Origin of the sequence: Microbacterium sp. ANT_H45B (assembly GCF_008369345.1) — a bacterium.
Lineage (GTDB): Bacteria > Actinomycetota > Actinomycetes > Actinomycetales > Microbacteriaceae > Microbacterium.
The window spans coordinates 13,051-29,494 of the sequence record NZ_VOBK01000004.1 but is presented as its reverse complement, the minus strand read 5'-3'; the positions used below and the strand labels follow the sequence as shown (position 1 = coordinate 29,494).

Below are 16,444 nucleotides of genomic sequence, written 5' to 3'. Positions count from 1 at the left end.
GCCCTCTGTCGTTCCCGTCGCCGTGCACGGCAAGGGCGTCGTCGTTCTCTAGACTGAGATCGTGCTGGAGAACCCGCGTTCGCCCCGAGTCCGAGCTGTCGCGAAGCTCACCAAGCGCAGCGCCCGCAGCGAGACCGGCCTGTTCCTCCTCGAGGGGCCGCAGGCCGTGCGCGAGGCGCTGACCTACAGCCCTGAGGCGATCGTCGAGCTGTTCGCGACGCCGGCCGGCTGGGACAAGCATCCCGACATCCGGGTGAAGGCCGCGTCGGCCGACGTCGAGGTCGAGCACGTCACCGAGTACGTCCTGAACGCGATGGCCGACACGGTCACGCCGCAGGGACTCGTCGCGGTCGTTCGGCAGACGCCCACCTCGGTGCGCGACATCTTCGCGGCCTCGCCGCGCCTCGTCGCGATCTGTGAGGAGATCAGGGACCCCGGCAATCTCGGCACGATCATCCGCGCCGCCGACGCGGCGGGTGCGGATGCCGTCGTGCTGACCGGCCGTACGGTCGACCCGTACAACCCGAAGGTCGTGCGCGCCACGACGGGTTCGCTCTTCCACCTGCCCGTGTCGGTGGGGGCGGAGCTCGAGGACGTCGTCGAGAAGGCTCACGCCGCGGGGCTGCGGGTGCTCGCCGCCGATGTGAAGGGCGATGATCTGCTGCGTGCCCGCGCGGATGGCGTCCTCGCAGAGCCCACGGCCTGGCTGTTCGGAAACGAGGCCAGGGGACTCGAGGATGAGGCGCTGGCTCAGGCCGATCAGGTGCTGAAGCTCCCGATCTTCGGTCGTGCGGAGTCGCTGAATCTGGCGACTGCGGCCAGTGTCTGCCTGTATGAGAGCGCCTTCGCGCAGCGCGCAGGCTCCGTCGACTGACCTCCGGCGGGCTGAGGTCCCCGTACGAAGCCGCATGTCGGCGCCCCGTCGCCGGGTGAGCTGCCGTGTGTGCGCCCGCACGGCTGATAGATTGAGGCCTGCTCGAGCGGAGAAGGGGCCCCGGAGTCGATGCAGATTCTGATCGTGGAGGACGACGACCGTGTCTCGGCCGCCCTCGAGGCTTTTCTCGCGCGATCCGGCTACGTCACGGTGCGCGCCTCGGACGGTTCCGCCGCGCTCGAGCTCCTGGGCGCGGACACCGAGGTCGTCCTGCTCGATCTCGGGCTGCCCGACATCGACGGCGTCGATCTGTGTCGGCGTATCCGTGGCCGTTCGGAGGTGCCCATCATCATCGTGACGGCGCGCAGCCAGGTGGCGGAGCGCATCAGGGGTCTGCGAGCCGGAGCAGACGACTTCGTCGTCAAGCCCTACGACGTGCACGAGCTCCTGGCTCGCATCGAGGCGGTCACCCGACGGTCGCGCCCGATCCGCCCCGAGTCCGAGGCGGCGGTGCTCCTGCAGGACGGTGCCGTGCAGATCGATCTCGTGGGCAGGCAGGTGCTCATCGACAGCACCGCGATCGAGCTCACCCGCAAGGAGTTCGACATCGTCGCGGTGCTGGCCAGGTATCCGGGAGTCGCCGTGCCGAAGGAGCGGCTGATCCGCGAAGTGTGGAACACCGACTGGCGCGGCTTCGGGCACTCCCTCGAGGTGCACGTGGGTGCGATCCGCCGCAAGTCCGGCGCGCACCGTCTCATCGAGACCGTGCGCGGCGTGGGCTACCGGCTGGCGGGGTGACGGGCGATGCTGCGCCGTCTCGTCGTGGTGTTCCTCGTGCCGCTGCTGGCCGTCCTGCTGCTGCTCGGCAGCGCGACGGCGTGGAGTGCGACCCGTGGCATCCAACAGGCGTTCTCTGCCGAGCAGCTCGGTGACCTCGGGTACTTCGCCGCGAGTGCGCGTCAGGCGCTGCGGTCGGGGAGCACCACGGTGATCGATGCGGAGGTGCAGCGTTTCCATGAGGTCTACGGGACGGAGGTGATGGTCTTCGATCTCGCGGGCGGCATCTGGGCGGCCGGGGGAGCGGCCGACCGGGTCCTCGCGGATGACGAGGCCGCCCGCGTGCGCCTCGCGCTCTCCGGCCGTCGCGCAGACGCTCCGGAACCGGTCTTCCCCTGGATGCTCGCCGAGTCGTCCCTCGCCGAGCCGGTGTTCGACGACGGCGATGTGATCGGGGCCGTGATGGTGTCCGCGGATGTCGATGCGCCCCGTACGCAGATCCTTCAGCAGATCCTCCTTCTCAGCATCGTGTCGATCCTCGCTGTCGGGCTGGGGGTGCTCCTGGTGTTCCAGATGGCACGGTGGGTGCTGTCACCGGTCAGACGCCTCGACGAGGCGATGGTCGCGATCGAGCGCGGGGCGATGGACGCCCGCGTGTCGGAGGACACCGGACCGCCGGAGCTGCGCCGCATGACGCGGGTGTTCAACGGCATGGCGGACGAGATCGAACGGGTGATGACGCGGCAGCAGGAGTTCGCGCTCAACGCCTCGCACGAACTGCGCAACCCGCTGAACGCCCTGCTGCTGCGCGTCGAGCACCTCTCGACCGGACTCGGGAAGGAGTGGCAGGGCGATATCGAGGAGACCCGCGAGGAGGGGCGACGGATGGTGCGGATCCTCGAGACGCTGCTGGGCCTTGCGCGCGGCGGACGCGCCGACACCGCCGTCTCGGCCGTCGATCTGAGCGTGCTGGCGGCTCGCCGGGCGGACGCCTGGCGGGATGTCGCCGCGCAGCGCGGGGTCCGGATGCAGGCCGGCGCCGAGGCATCCGTGATGAGTGTGACCGACCGCACGATCGTCGAGAGCGCCCTCGACGCGGTGATCGACAACGCGGTGAAGTTCTCGCCCGCCGACTCGGTCGTGGTGGTCGAGGCATCGAGGGAGGGCGATCTGTGTCGGCTCACGGTGCGCGATCACGGTCCTGGCCTCACGATCGCCGAAGCGGCCTCGGCGGCCGACCGGTTCTGGCGCAGCGAGGACAGCGGCGAGACGCCGGGAACGGGATTGGGGCTGGCGATCGCGACCGACCTGCTGGAGTCGATCGGCGGCGCGCTCGCGGTCTCCTCCGCCGACGGCGGTGGCCTCGTCGTGGCCCTGGTGCTGCCGGACGGAGCGGACGGATGAGCGGTGCCCGAGGGCCGCGTGGGCGGAGGGGATCACGGTGGGGGCGGATCACGGCGGCCGTCCTGGTGCTCGTGATGGCCGGCGCGTCGACCGCCTGCACCGGACGGTCGGAGCACTGGGGCTCGGCGCGGTATGTGATCGCCGGCGGAGGGTCGAACGGACTCTACTTCGCGTACGGCAGCGAGCTCGCGACGGAGCTGTCGTCCTCACTGGACGTGCGGATGGAGGCCGCCGAGACCGCGGGATCGGTCGACAACCTCCTCCGTGTGAGCTCGGGTGAGGCGCTCCTCGGATTCGCGCAGGGCGACGCGGCGGCGGATGCCGTCGCCGGAGCCGGTCCGTTCGCCGAGCCGATGCCCGTGCAGGCGGTCGCCCGGTTGTACGACGAGTACCTGCACGTCGTCGTCCGCGCGGACTCGCCGATCGACTCGCTCGACGATCTGGCCGGACGGCGGGTCTCCCTCGGGGCCGAGAACTCCGGAGTCAACGTCATCGCCTCACGCGTGCTCGACGCCGCCGGCGTGGACGTGGCCACCATCGAGGATCCGGAGCTGGATCTGGGCGAGTCGATCAGTGCGCTGGAGCGCTCGGGCATAGACGGGTTCTTCTGGGTCGGCGGCATCCCGACCCCCGGGATCGCCCAGCTCGCCGAGACCGCTCCCGTGCGGCTGCTGCCCATCGAGCAGAGCTGGGTCAACACGGTCAATGCGCGTTACTCCGACGCCTACCGTCCTTCCGACTTCCCGATCGGGCTCTACGGGCTCGATGCGTCCCAGCCGACGATGGCGGTCCCGAACTACCTGGTGACGTCGTCCGAGACCCCGGACGGCATGGTGCGCGACGTCCTCGAGGGCCTCTTCGACGCCAGGACCCGCATCGCCCGGAACGTTCCTGCCGCGGCACTCCTGGACCTGAGGCAGGCCATCTTCTCGGGACCGGTGGACCTGCATCCCGGCGCGATCGCCTATTACCGGAGCCAGCGGGACTGACCCCTCAAGAAATCCTCAAGAAGTCCTCCCACCGACGGGCCGCTCTGCCACTCTGAGGATCGATCGCGCTCGATTCGACGGAGAATTCAGATGCCACAGTGCCCACGCCCCTCGCAGAGGCGCGCACTCAGCGACCGTCTCGCCCCGTCGCACGATCGCATCCGGCCGGAGGCCTGCCGCCGCGTTCTCCTCGGGGGAGGGGCGCAGCGGCAGGGACGCCTCCGCGGCTCGCGGGGGCGGGCCGCGGGGCGCTCCGCGTCCGGGGCGCGGTCCGATGCCTCGCGCGGTTACGAACGTGTAAATGTCGCCGCGCCCGTGTGGAGCCACGTGTTCGACCTGGCTAGTTTGGAGAAATGATGACCTCTGGTAAGCCTCTCGTCGTTGTCGACAACGTTCAGAAGCACTACGGCGACTTCCAGGCACTGACCGATATCGATCTCACGGTCAACGCCGGCGAGGTCGTCGTCGTGATCGGCCCGTCGGGTTCCGGCAAGTCGACGCTGTGCCGCACCATCAACCGCCTCGAGACGATCACGAGCGGGTCGATCAGCATCGACGGCAAGGAGCTGCCGGCCGAGGGCAAGGGGCTCGCGAACCTGCGCGCCGACGTCGGCATGGTGTTCCAGTCGTTCAACCTGTTCGCGCATCTCACGATCCTCGAGAACGTGACGCTCGGTCCCATCAAGGTCCGTGGTCTCAAGAAGGCCGCCGCCGAGAAGGAGGCCATGCAGCTCCTCGAGCGCGTCGGCATCGCGAAGCAGGCATCGAAGCTCCCCGCGCAGCTCTCGGGCGGACAGCAGCAGCGCGTGGCGATCGCCCGTGCGCTCGCGATGCACCCCAAGGTGATGCTGTTCGACGAGCCGACCAGCGCACTCGACCCCGAGATGATCAACGAGGTGCTCGATGTCATGGTCGACCTCGCGCACGAGGGGATGACGATGATCGTCGTCACCCATGAGATGGGCTTCGCCCGCAAGGCCGCCGACCGGGTGGTCTTCATGGCCGACGGCCGGATCGTGGAGGAGGCGACTCCCGAGGAGTTCTTCACGAACCCGAAGAGCGACCGTGCCAAGGACTTCCTCTCGAAGCTCCTCACGCACTGACGCGCAGCACGACGCACTTCCGCACCCACGCACTTCACAGACCCTGCACACACAGCACACGAAGGAGACGCACATGCGACGCACACGGACACTGGCAGGCATCGGGATCGCCGCGGCAGCGCTGCTCGCGCTCACCGCCTGCAACAGCGGCACGCCGTCCAGCACGGGAGCCCCGGAGGGGGGCGACGAGGGTGACACCTCCAGCAGCACTCCGTGGACCGTTCTGACCGATGTCAGCATCGATGGCAGCCCCACGTTCGACCGGATCGAGTCCGCCGGCACGATCAAGGTCGGAGTCAAGGAAGACCAGCCCGGTCTGGGCTACCTGGACCCGGTGACGAACGAACGCACGGGATTCGACGTCGACATCGCCCGCTGGATGGCGGCATCGCTCGGAGTCGACCCGGAGAAGATCGAGTTCCAGGCGATCGCTTCCGCGAACCGCGAGCAGGCGATCGTGAACGGCGACATCGACTACTACGTCGGCACGTACTCGATCACCGACAAGCGCAAGGAGCAGATCTCCTTCGCCGGTCCGTACTTCGTCACAGGTCAGGGACTGCTCGTCGGCGCAGACAGCGACATCAAGAGCGTGGACGACCTGAGCGCGGACACGACCGTGTGCTCGGCGACGGGATCGACTCCGATCCAGAACATCAAGACGAACTACCCCGACGTGCCCACCAAGGAATACGACACGTACTCCAAGTGCGTCGAGGACCTCAAGAACGGCCAGGTCGATGCCGTCACCACCGATGAGGCGATCCTCATCGGCTACGCGGCTCAGGACCCGGACAAGCTCAAGGTCGTCGGGGAGCCGTTCAGCGAGGAGCGCTACGGCATCGGACTCGCCAAGGGCGATGACGCGCTGGCCGAGTACTTCAACACGCAGCTGACCGACGGCGGCGAGATCTGGCAGCAGATCTTCGACAACAACCTCGGCGCCTCCGGCGTCAAGGCGACCCAGCCCGAGGTCGATCCGATCGGCTGATTCCCGCGGGGCGGTCGACTCGCTCGACCGCCCCGCTCACCGGCAGCAACCATCCGAGAATTCGAATCGACAGGAGCACCAGTGGGAGTCATCACCGACCACCTCGATCTCTGGGGAGAGGCGCTGTGGGGAACCATCGTGCTGTTTCTGGGCGGTGGCATCATCGCGCTGGTCCTCGGACTGATCGTCGGGGCAGCGCGCGTGTCCCCGGTTCCGATCGCCCGCGCCGTCGGAGGCGTGTACGTCAACTGGATCCGCAACACACCGCTGACGCTCGTCATGTTCTTCTTCGCGTTCTGCCTCCCGATCCTGCTGGGGGAGCGCGTGAACTCACTGCTCCTGGCCGTGATCGCGCTCGGGCTCTACACCGCGACCTACGTCGCCGAGGCGTTGCGCGCCGGCATCAACACCGTGCCGGTCGGCCAGGCCGAAGCGGCGCGTGCGATCGGCCTGAACTTCGGACAGGTCATGCGCTACGTCGTGCTGCCGCAGGCGACGCGCTCCGTTGTCCCGCCGATGATGAGCGTCCTGATCGCTCTCATGAAGAACACCACGGTGGCCGCCGGCTTCTCCGTCGTCAACCTCGGCACGATCCGCGCGGCGCTCAGCGAGCGCGGTGAGAGCGCGCTCGTCGTGCTGCTGTGGGTCATGGTCCTGTTCGTGGTGCTGGTGCTGCTGCTCGCCTGGGTGCAGCGCGTTCTCGAGAACAAGTGGAGGATCGCGCGATGAGTTCCGTCCTTTTCGACGTCCCCGGCCCTCGGGCCATCGCTCGCAACCGACTCATCGGAGTCGCCACCATCCTCGTCGTCCTCGCCGTGCTCGGTTGGGTCGTGTGGAGGCTGATCGCCACCGGTCAGTTCTCAGCCGAGAAGTGGAACATCTTCACGTTCTCGGCCGTCTGGGTCCGCTTCGGCGAAGGGCTGCTGTCGACGCTGGCCGCGTTCGTCGTCGCCGGTGTCGGGGCCATCGCCCTCGGCTTCCTGCTCGGCATCGGACGCCTGTCGGAGCACGCCTGGGTGCGTGAGCCGGTCCGGTGGATCATCGAGGTGCTGCGAGCGGTTCCGGTGCTCATCCTGATGATGCTGCTGTACTACGGCCTCCCCGTGATCGGCGTGAAGATGCCGCCCTATTGGGCCGTCGTGATCGCCCTGATCGTGTACAACGGATCGGTGCTCGCCGAGGTCCTCCGAGCCGGCATCGAGTCCCTGCCCCGTGGGCAGAAGGAAGCCGGTTACGCGATCGGACTGCGAAAGACCGGGGTGATGTACTTCATCCTCATCCCGCAGGCCGTGCGCGCCATGATGCCGGTGATCATCGCGCAGCTCGTCGTGGCGCTCAAGGACACCGCGCTCGGGTTCATCATCACCTACCAGGAGCTGCTGTACGTCATCAACCAGATCGGCAACCAGGCGCCGTACGGATCTCCGCTGATCCCCGCTGCACTCGTCGGCGGGTCCATGTACGTCGCGGTCTGCCTCCTGCTCTCGTACGTCGCATTCCGTCTGCAGAAGCGCGCGCGCCGTTCGCCGGCTCAGACCGCGGCCGCCGGAAACGTCGCGGCCGACGACGAGTCGACTCTGACCCAGGTGATCGCGCTGCAGAAGGGCGCGGGCGCGTCTGGTCTGGACGGCGGTTCGGGCAGGGGCTGACGGTCTGGCGGCGCGGGGTGACCACCGCGCGCCGGTAGACTCCTGTCTCGTGTCTGAGTCTCCCGAAATCACCCCGGAAGCCGTCGAGGCCGCTGTCGCAGCCGCCCTCGAAGCGATCGCCGCAGCCGCCGATACGGCCGAGCTGAAGACGGCCCGCGCCGCCCATGTGGCCGACGGTTCGCCGCTCGCCGTGCTGAACGCCTCGATGCGTCAGGTCGCACCCGAGAACAAGGCCGCGTTCGGCAAGCTCGTCGGCCAGGGTCGCGGTCAGGTGACGAAGGCGCTCGCCGCCAAGGAGGCTGAACTCGCCGCCGCCGAGGTGGCAGCCCGCCTCGAGGCCGAGCGCGTCGACATCACGGCCGTGCCGTCGCGCACGCGCGTCGGCGCTCGGCATCCGCTCACCCTGCTCAGCGAGCAGATCTCCGACATCTTCGTCGGCATGGGATGGGAGATCGCGGAGGGACCGGAGCTCGAGCACGAGTGGTTCAACTTCGACGCCCTGAACTTCGACGTCGACCACCCGGCCCGCCAGGAGCAGGACACGTTCTACGTCGACCCGACGTCGCGTCATCTGGTGATGCGCACGCACACGAGTCCCGTGCAGGTGCGCTCGATGCTCGACCGCGAGGTGCCGATCTACGTGCTGTGCCCCGGCCGGGTCTACCGCACCGACGAGTTCGACGCGACCCACCTGCCGGTGTTCACACAGTTCGAGGGCCTGGTCATCGACAAGGGCATCTCGATGGCGCACCTCAAGGGCACGCTCGACCATGTCGCGCGTCAGCTCTTCGGCCCCGAGGCGAAGACGCGCTTCCGCACCAACTTCTTCCCCTTCACCGAGCCCTCCGCCGAACTCGACCTGTGGCACCCGACCTTCAAGGGCGGTGCGCGCTGGATCGAATGGGGCGGCTGCGGCATGGTGAACCCGAACGTGCTGCGCGCGGCGGGCATCGATCCCGATGTCTACAGCGGCTTCGCCTTCGGCATGGGCGTCGAGCGGGCACTGATGTTCCGCAGCGATGTGCAGGACATGAGGGACATGGCAGAGGGCGATGTCCGATTCAGCGAGCAGTACGGGATGGTGGTGTGATGCGCGTCCCGCTTTCGTGGTTGCGTGAGTACGTCGATCTGGCAGCGGATGCGACGCCCGAGGACGTCCTCGCGGCGATGGTCACCGTGGGCTTCGAAGAGGAGGACGTGCACCGCTTCGACATCTCCGGCCCGGTCGTCGTCGGTCAGGTCGTGTCGCTCGAGGCGGAACCGCAGTCCAACGGCAAGACGATCAACTGGTGCCAGGTCGACGTCGGCCCGGAGAACGGCGGCGTCCGCGGCATCGTCTGCGGCGCGCACAACTTCGTCGCCGGCGACAAGGTCGTCGTGACGCTTCCCGGCGCCGTGCTGCCCGGCCCGTTCCCGATCGCGGCACGCAAGACCTACGGGCACGTGTCGGACGGCATGATCGCGTCGGCGCGCGAGCTCGGCCTCGGCGACGAGCACAACGGCATCCTCGTGCTCGCGGACCTCGGAATCGACGCGCCCGTCGGCACCGACGCCATCGGCCTGCTCGGGCTCGACGACGTCGCGGTCGAGATCAACGTCACCCCCGACCGCGGGTACGCGTTCTCGCTGCGCGGAGTCGCCCGCGAGTACTCCCACGCCACGGGGTCCTCCTTCCGCGACCCCGCCGAGCGCGACGTCGCCGAGCTGCAGCCCGGCACCGGTCACACGGCGATCGTCGACGACGCGGCGCCCATCCGCGGCAGCGTCGGTGCGAGCGAGTTCGTCACCCGAGTGGTGCGCGACGTCGACCCGTCACGGCCGACCCCGCCGTGGATGATCGCCCGGCTCTCGCTCGCCGGCATGCGCTCGCTCGGCATCCTCATCGACATCACGAACTATGTGATGCTCGAGCTCGGCCAGCCGCTGCACGGATACGACCTCGACCGTCTCACCGGCGGCATCACGGTGCGCCGTGCGGCGCACGGCGAGAAGATGACGACCCTCGACGGCCAGGAGCGCACGCTCCACGGCGAGGATCTGCTGATCACGGACGAGTCGGGACCGATCGGCCTCGCGGGGGTCATGGGCGGCGGCACGACCGAGATGAGCGAGTCGACGCGGAACGTCCTCATCGAGGCCGCGACCTTCGACCCGATCACCATCGCCCGCACCGCCCGTCGCCACAAGCTCCCCAGCGAGGCGTCCAAGCGGTTCGAGCGCGGCGTCGACCCGCTGGTGCCGTTCGTGGCGGCGCGCCGGGCCGCGGATCTCATGGTGGAGCTCGCCGGAGGATCGCTCACCGACGAGGGTGGAGCGCTGTTCGCGGAGGTCTTCGTCGGCGACATCCACCTGCCCGAGGGCTTCGTGCAGGCGCTGATCGGCGTCGACTACACGGATGCCGAGATCACCGACGCTCTGACGATGATCGGCGCCGAGGTCACCGAGGCCGAGGGCGGCTGGCTCGTCATCCCGCCGACCTGGCGTCCCGACATCACCGACAAGTGGTCCCTCGCCGAGGAGGTCGCCCGCATCCACGGTCTCGACCGCATCCCCTCGGTGCTTCCGACGCCGCCTTCCGGTCGTGGTCTGACCGCGCACCAGCAGGGGCGCCGGCGGGTGGCCGACGCCCTCGCCGCGGCGGGACTCGTCGAGACGCCGTCGTTCCCGTTCACCACGGCGGCCGAGAACGACCTGCACGGCTCCGCATCGGGAGAGCACCTGCCCAGCATCCGGCTCGCGAACCCCCTCGACGGATCCGCGCCGTTCCTGCGCCGCTCGCTCATCCCGGGCCTGCTGCAGATCGCACATCGGAACATCTCGCGCGGCCTCACGGATCTCTCGCTGTTCGAGACCGGTGTCGTCTTCCTGCCCGAGCCCGGTGTCGAGTACGGCACCGACGAGGTCCCGCCGCTCGGTGAGCGCCCGTCGGACGAGACGTTGGCAGCGCTGAACGCCTCGATCCCGCCGCAGCATCGTCACGTCGCCGTGCTGCTCACCGGGAACGTCGTCGTGCGCCAGCCCGGCCGCACCGCCGAGGTCGCGGGTCTCTCCGAGGCTCTCGACGCGGTCCGTGTGATCGGCGCCGCCGCCGGGGTCGACATCGATGTCGCGCAGGGGCGTCGCGCCGCTCTGCACCCCGGGCGTACCGGCGTGCTGTCGGTCGCGGGCGTCGAGGTCGGATACATCGGCGAGCTGCACCCCGACGTCTCGGCCGCGGCCGACCTGCCGGGGCGAGCCACGGTGCTCGAACTCGATCTCGACGGCATCCTCACGCTCGCGACGCCTCGTGCCGTGGCGGCATCGTTGTCGACGTTCCCTGCCGCCACCCAGGACGTGTCCCTGGTGATCGACGCGGGCGTTGCCGCCGGCGAGGTGCGCGAGGCGCTGGCCGAGGGGGCAGGATCGCTGCTCGAGGGCATCCGCCTCGTCGACGACTACCGCGGCGACGGCCTCCCGGCCGGGCAGAAGAGCCTCACGTTCGCGCTGCGCTTTCGTGCCGATGACCGCACGCTGACCGCCGCGGAGGCGACCGAGGCGAAGCTCGCCGGTGTCGCCGTCGCGTCCGAGCGTTTCGGTGCGACCCTGCGCGACTGATCCTCAGCGCTCACGGCACGAGGCCCGCCTCCTCTCGGGGATGCGGGCCTCGTGCACGCTCAGCCTCTCGGAACGGGCGGCGATAGCGTGTGCTGATGAGCATCCTCCCTCACAGCACTCCCGCGGCGGTGCCCGACGGTGCGCGGCCGATGGGCGAGGGGCCGTTCCTCCGGCCCGGAGACCAGATCGACTGGCACTATCGCCCGCCCGGCTGGCAGCCGGGCGACGCGTCGACGATCGCGCCCATGCGCGTGGTGCGCGACGACGAGCGCGGGCTGGTGGCCTGGCTCGCACCCGGGACGCTCCAGGAGGCGCAGGGGACGACCGAGGGGGAGCGCATCCGCACCGTGCCACTGGACCGCCGCTGGCTCGACCCTCGTACGCGCATCGTGGAGGAGTGGTGGGGCAACGGGATCCTGCGCATCGCACCCGCCGGCGCCGCCTGGTCGGTGTGGCTGTTCTGGAGCGCGGCGGAGGGGTCGCACTGGCGCTTCGCGGGCTGGTACGTGAACCTCGAGAACGCGCATCTGCGCACCGATCGAGACACGTACTCGTCGGATCACATCCTCGACGTGCAGATCGACGCCGAGGGGAGCGTGCGCCTCAAGGACGAGGACGAGCTGGCGGCCGCCATCGAGCAGGGCCGGCTCACGGGTGAGCAGGCCGCGCAGATCGAGCGCCATGCATCCGCTGCGATCGAGTCGTTCCGGGCGGGCGACTGGCCCTTCGATCCCGAGTGGCAGCTGTGGCGCCCCGACACCTCGTGGACGGTCCCCGAGCTCTCCGGCATCGGAGAGCTGCGCAGAAGGTGAGCGCGGCATCCGCCCTGAGCGGACGCCCCTTCCCCTGCGCGGCGGATGCTGGTGGCATGGGCGCATGACAGATGTGCTGATCCTCGGAGGAACGGGCTGGCTGTCGGGCCGCATCGCCCGACGGATGCTGATGAACGGGGCGACCGTGATGTGCCTCGCGCGGGGTGGGCGGCCGTCGCCCGACGGGGCGAGCCTCGTGCTGGCCGACCGCGACGACCCCGCGGCGTACGACGCCGTGTCGGCTCGCGACTGGGATCACGTGATCGACGTCTCCTCGCGTGCGGAGCACGTCTACCGGGCCGTGGCCGCGCTGGGCGACAAGGCGGCCCGGTGGACCTACATCTCGTCGGTGTCGGTGTACGCCGACGACGAGACGGTCGGTGCGGACGAGTCGGCTCCGCTGCACGCCCCGGCGCAAACCGGTGACGACGAGTACGGCGCGCAGAAGGTTGCGGCCGAGAACGCCGTGCGCGCCCTGGGAGAGCGTGCGCTGATCGTGCGGCCCGGTCTCATCGTGGGCGAGGGCGACCCGAGCGATCGCTTCGGCTACTGGGCCGCGGCGTTCCTCCGCTCGCAGGACGGACCCGTGCTGGTGCCGAGCTCCGAGGCACGCCACGCGCAGGTGATCGATGTCGACGACCTGGCGGAGTTCGTCGCGACGGCATCGGCGACCGGGATCGTCGACGCCGTGGGCGACCCTCATCCGCTCGCCGAGGTCCTCTCCTCCTTCCGCCGCGCTGCGGACCACCGTGGCGAGATCGTGACGGTCGACGACGAGCGGCTGATCGAGAAGGGCGTCGCGTACTGGGCGGGGGAGCGATCGCTTCCGCTCTGGCTGCCGACCGACATGACCGGTTTCATGACCCGGGCGAACACGCGGTACCGCGCCGCGGGCGGTGGGCTGCGGCCCCTCGCCGAGACGATCGCGACCGTCGTCGCCGACGAGCAGGAGCGAGGAACCGATCGCGACAGGCGCGCCGGGCTCACCCGTGTCGACGAGATCGAGCTGCTGCAGCGACGAGGGTGATCGCCGGGCGTCGCTAGACTTCGAGCAGTGACACGGGGTGCCGCATCCGCGGCTGAGAACAGACCCGTCGAACCTGATCTAGTTCGTACTAGCGAAGGGATGTCGCAGTGAGCGATCGTCTGCGTCCGGAATCCGAATCGACCCTGGCGGCCTCGGCCGCCGAACTGCTGTCCACGCTGCGTGGGTCACCACCGCTGACCCACTGCATCACCAACACCGTCGTCACCGGGTTCACGGCCAACGTGCTGCTGGCTCTCGGGGCGGCACCCGCGATGGTCGACATCGTCGACGAGGCGGGGCTCTTCGCGGGAGTCGCGTCCGGGACGCTGATCAACCTCGGAACCCCGACTCCCGAGCAACGTGCCGCGAGTCTCGAAGCCGTCGCCGGTGCTGTCGCCGCGGGCACACCCTGGGTTCTCGATCCGGTCGCGATCGGTTCGCTGCCCGTGCGCACGGCGCTCGCGCACGACCTCGTCGTCTCGCGGCCCACGGCGATCCGCGGGAACGCCTCCGAGATCCTCGCACTCGCAGGGCTCACCGCCGGGGGTCGAGGCGTCGATGCCACCGACACCACCGATGCCGCCTCCGACGCCGCCCTCGCCCTCGCCGCCCGTCACGGTTCGGTCGTCGCCGTCTCGGGCCCCGTCGACCTGATCACCGACGGGCGGCGCATCGTGCGGATCGCGAACGGCGACGAGCTGCTCACCAGGGTCACCGGTGGCGGGTGCGCACTGGGTGCCGTGATGGCCGCCTTCCTGGGGACTGCCCGCACGGTCGGGATCGATCCGCTGACCGCCGTCGCGTCGGCGAGCCTGGTGTACACGGTCGCGGCGGAGCGCGCCGCCGCACGGGCCTCGGGCCCCGGCAGCTTCGCGGTCGAGATGCTCGACGCGCTCGCGTCGGTGGGGCCGCGTGACATCGCTGACGCGGCACGGGTCGAGGAGCGTGCGCTGTGATCGCGGACCTCTCGCTGTACCTGGTCACGGACCCGGATCTCTGCGGGGAACGCGGTGTCGTCGAGACTGTCCGCCGTGCCGTCGACGGGGGTGTGCGGATCGTGCAGCTGCGGGACAAGACGGCGACGGATGCCGAGACCACGGCGCAGCTCGTCGAGCTCTCGCGCGTGATCGACGGTCGGGCACTTCTTGTCGTGAACGACCGCCTGGATGCCGCCATCGCCGCGCGGGAGCAGGGCGCGCGGGTCGACGGCATCCATCTCGGGCAGGGCGATGCATCGGTGCTGCGCGCGAGAGAAGCTCTGGGCGCCGAGGCGCTCATCGGCCTCACGGCGAACAGTCGGGAGCACTTCGAGGCTGTGCGCGCGCTGCCGCCCGGCACGATCGACTACCTGGGCGTCGGCGTCATCCGCCCCACCGCCACCAAGCCCGACCATCCGCCGGCCCTCGGCGTCGAGGGCTTCCGTGCCCTCGTCGAGACGACCGTGCTCCCGTGCGTGGCGATAGGAGGGGTGGGCATCGACGACACCGAGCGCCTGCGGAGCGCGGGGGCGGTCGGCCTCGCCGTGGTCTCGGCGCTGTGCGCGGCTGCGGATCCGGCCGAGACCGCTGAGGCGTTCGTGCGTCGTTGGCGCGCGGCGGGCACGCCGCGCGTGCTCAGCATCGCCGGGAGCGACCCGTCCGGCGGAGCCGGGATCCAGGCGGACCTCAAGTCGATCGCCGCGAACGGCGGTTACGGCATGGCGGCGCTCACTGCGCTGACCGCTCAGAACACCACCGGTGTGCGGGGCGTTCATGTGCCGCCCGCTGCATTCCTGCGCGAGCAGCTCGACGCGATCTCCGACGACATCGTCATCGACGCGGTCAAGGTCGGGATGCTCGCGAACGCCGACGTCATCCGCACGGTCGCCGACTGGCTCGATGTCGTTCGGCCGCCGATCGTCGTCCTCGATCCGGTGATGGTCGCCACCAGTGGCGACAGGCTGCTCGACCGGGATGCCGAGGCGGCATTGCGCGAGCTCCTCCGGCGTGCACACGTCGTCACCCCCAATCTCGGCGAGCTCGCCGTGCTGGCCGGGCGGACGATCTCGGGATGGGACGACGCGCTCGCGGCCGCGGAGGAGCTGTCGACGGCGATCGGGGCGGCCGTCCTGGTCAAGGGCGGGCACCTCGACGGGGACGACGTCCCCGACGCGCTCGTGGACAGCGGAGCGGGAGTGCGATGCGAGTTCCCGGGCCGTCGGATCCGCACCGCGAACACCCACGGCACGGGGTGCTCGCTCTCGTCCGCGCTGGCCACACGTCTGGCTCGCGGCGAGTCGGCCGTCGACGCCGTCGCCGCGACCCGGGCGTGGCTGCGCGAGGCGCTGCGCGAGAGCGAGGCGCTGAACGTCGGTCGTGGTCACGGACCGGTCAGCCACTTCGCGGGGCTGTGGGAGCGCGGCGGGCTCGAGACGAGACCGACGCCGGAGCAGATCCGCGCCGAGTGGTGGACGCTCACGGCCGATGTGAGGGCGAGGATCGACGAGCTCCCCTTCATCCGCGGCCTGGCCGACGGCACTCTCGCTCGGGAGCCGTTCGTGTTCTACCTCGCGCAGGACGCGCTGTACCTTCGCGAGTACGCCCGCGTGCTCGCCGAAGCCTCCCGCCTCGCTCCCACTCCGCACGAGCAGGCGTTCTGGGCGCGTTCCGCCGAGGGGGCGATCATCGGAGAGCTCGAGCTGCACGCGTCGTGGCTGACCCCGGGTGAGGGTGTGGATGCGGCGATGTTCTCGGTCGCTCCCGCTCCCGCGACCGTGGCGTACCTCGACCATCTGCGCTCCGTGGCGTTCGGCGGTGACTACGCCGAGCTCGTCGCCGCGATCCTGCCGTGCTTCTGGCTCTACACCGACCTCGGCCGGCGCCTGCACGCGGGGGAGTTCGGCGAGTCCGCGCAGGATCCCCGGCACCCGTACGCCTCCTGGCTCGCGACCTACGCGGACCCGGCGTTCGAGGATGCGACGGCTGAGGCGATCGCCCTCGTCTCGGCCGCAGCGGCGACCGCCGCGCCGGCCACCCGGGACCGGATGCTCCGCGCGTTCGAGCTGTCGAGCGCCCACGAGCTCGCCTTCTTCGCCGCACCGTCCGCCACTGCCGTCTCTCCGTGACGGAGCGGATTTGCGCATGCCGCGACGAGCGCGCTATCGTCGCGGCATGTCCTCGGCCGCCGCCTTCGCTCCCGCCACGCGGTTCCTGAGCGCGCGCAGCGAGTCGAAGAGCGTTCCGAGC

At 69.9% G+C, this 16,444-nt stretch carries 14 protein-coding genes and 1 riboswitch; all 14 genes read left to right on the top strand.

Annotated elements, in window-relative coordinates; translation table 11 throughout:
• Positions 1-61 precede the first annotated feature (61 nt).
• The 14 genes from FQ142_RS16330 to FQ142_RS16265 all read left to right on the top strand — a co-directional run bounded on the left by FQ142_RS16330 (position 62) and on the right by FQ142_RS16265 (position 16,323).
• Entirely contained in the window at positions 62-874 is an 813-nt protein-coding gene (locus tag FQ142_RS16330; protein ID WP_149424195.1) for a TrmH family RNA methyltransferase, read from the top strand.
• A gap of 129 nt (positions 875-1,003) precedes the next feature.
• A complete protein-coding gene (locus tag FQ142_RS16325; protein WP_149424194.1) occupies positions 1,004-1,672 on the top strand; it encodes a response regulator transcription factor in 669 nt (222 codons plus the stop codon).
• A gap of 6 nt (positions 1,673-1,678) precedes the next feature.
• Positions 1,679-3,055 (top strand): sensor histidine kinase, encoded by a 1,377-nt coding sequence (locus FQ142_RS16320; RefSeq protein WP_149424193.1) that lies wholly within the window; start codon positions 1,679-1,681, stop codon positions 3,053-3,055.
• Entirely contained in the window at positions 3,052-4,044 is a 993-nt protein-coding gene (locus tag FQ142_RS16315; protein ID WP_149424192.1) for a TAXI family TRAP transporter solute-binding subunit, read from the top strand. Before FQ142_RS16320 ends, FQ142_RS16315 begins: the two co-directional genes overlap by 4 nt.
• A 353-nt stretch (positions 4,045-4,397) precedes the next feature.
• On the top strand, positions 4,398-5,147 hold the full coding sequence (locus FQ142_RS16310) for an amino acid ABC transporter ATP-binding protein (protein ID WP_374612801.1): 750 nt from the start codon (positions 4,398-4,400) through the stop codon (positions 5,145-5,147).
• A gap of 73 nt (positions 5,148-5,220) precedes the next feature.
• Positions 5,221-6,138 carry a glutamate ABC transporter substrate-binding protein gene (locus FQ142_RS16305; RefSeq protein WP_056421112.1) on the top strand — a complete coding sequence of 306 codons (918 nt, stop codon included), beginning with the start codon at positions 5,221-5,223 and terminating at the stop codon, positions 6,136-6,138.
• 81 nt (positions 6,139-6,219) lie between these two features.
• Positions 6,220-6,867 carry an amino acid ABC transporter permease gene (locus FQ142_RS16300; protein WP_045252686.1) on the top strand — a complete coding sequence of 216 codons (648 nt, stop codon included), beginning with the start codon at positions 6,220-6,222 and terminating at the stop codon, positions 6,865-6,867.
• The gene (locus tag FQ142_RS16295; protein ID WP_056421115.1) at positions 6,864-7,787 is read left to right on the top strand and encodes an amino acid ABC transporter permease; all 924 of its coding nucleotides are present in this window, start codon (positions 6,864-6,866) and stop codon (positions 7,785-7,787) included. The genes FQ142_RS16300 and FQ142_RS16295 overlap by 4 nt, the downstream gene beginning before the upstream one ends.
• Positions 7,788-7,836: 49 nt before the next feature.
• Complete coding sequence (gene pheS, locus FQ142_RS16290) at positions 7,837-8,877, top strand: phenylalanine--tRNA ligase subunit alpha (protein ID WP_056421116.1); 1,041 nt, start codon at positions 7,837-7,839, stop codon at positions 8,875-8,877.
• The gene (gene pheT / locus FQ142_RS16285; RefSeq protein WP_149424191.1) at positions 8,877-11,381 is read left to right on the top strand and encodes a phenylalanine--tRNA ligase subunit beta; all 2,505 of its coding nucleotides are present in this window, start codon (positions 8,877-8,879) and stop codon (positions 11,379-11,381) included. Before pheS ends, pheT begins: the two co-directional genes overlap by 1 nt.
• 95 nt (positions 11,382-11,476) lie before the next feature.
• Positions 11,477-12,193 (top strand): DUF402 domain-containing protein, encoded by a 717-nt coding sequence (locus FQ142_RS16280; RefSeq protein ID WP_149424190.1) that lies wholly within the window; start codon positions 11,477-11,479, stop codon positions 12,191-12,193.
• Positions 12,194-12,257: 64 nt separating this feature from the next.
• A complete protein-coding gene (locus tag FQ142_RS16275) occupies positions 12,258-13,220 on the top strand; it encodes an NAD-dependent epimerase/dehydratase family protein (protein ID WP_149424189.1) in 963 nt (320 codons plus the stop codon).
• Positions 13,221-13,243: 23 nt separating this feature from the next.
• Positions 13,244-13,337: riboswitch (TPP riboswitch) on the top strand.
• Positions 13,328-14,176: a hydroxyethylthiazole kinase gene (gene thiM / locus FQ142_RS16270; protein ID WP_149424188.1), complete on the top strand. Its 849-nt coding sequence runs from the start codon at positions 13,328-13,330 to the stop codon at positions 14,174-14,176. Its footprint overlaps the riboswitch before it by 10 nt.
• Positions 14,173-16,323 carry a bifunctional hydroxymethylpyrimidine kinase/phosphomethylpyrimidine kinase gene (locus FQ142_RS16265; RefSeq protein ID WP_149424187.1) on the top strand — a complete coding sequence of 717 codons (2,151 nt, stop codon included), beginning with the start codon at positions 14,173-14,175 and terminating at the stop codon, positions 16,321-16,323. Before thiM ends, FQ142_RS16265 begins: the two co-directional genes overlap by 4 nt.
• Positions 16,324-16,444 lie beyond the last annotated feature (121 nt).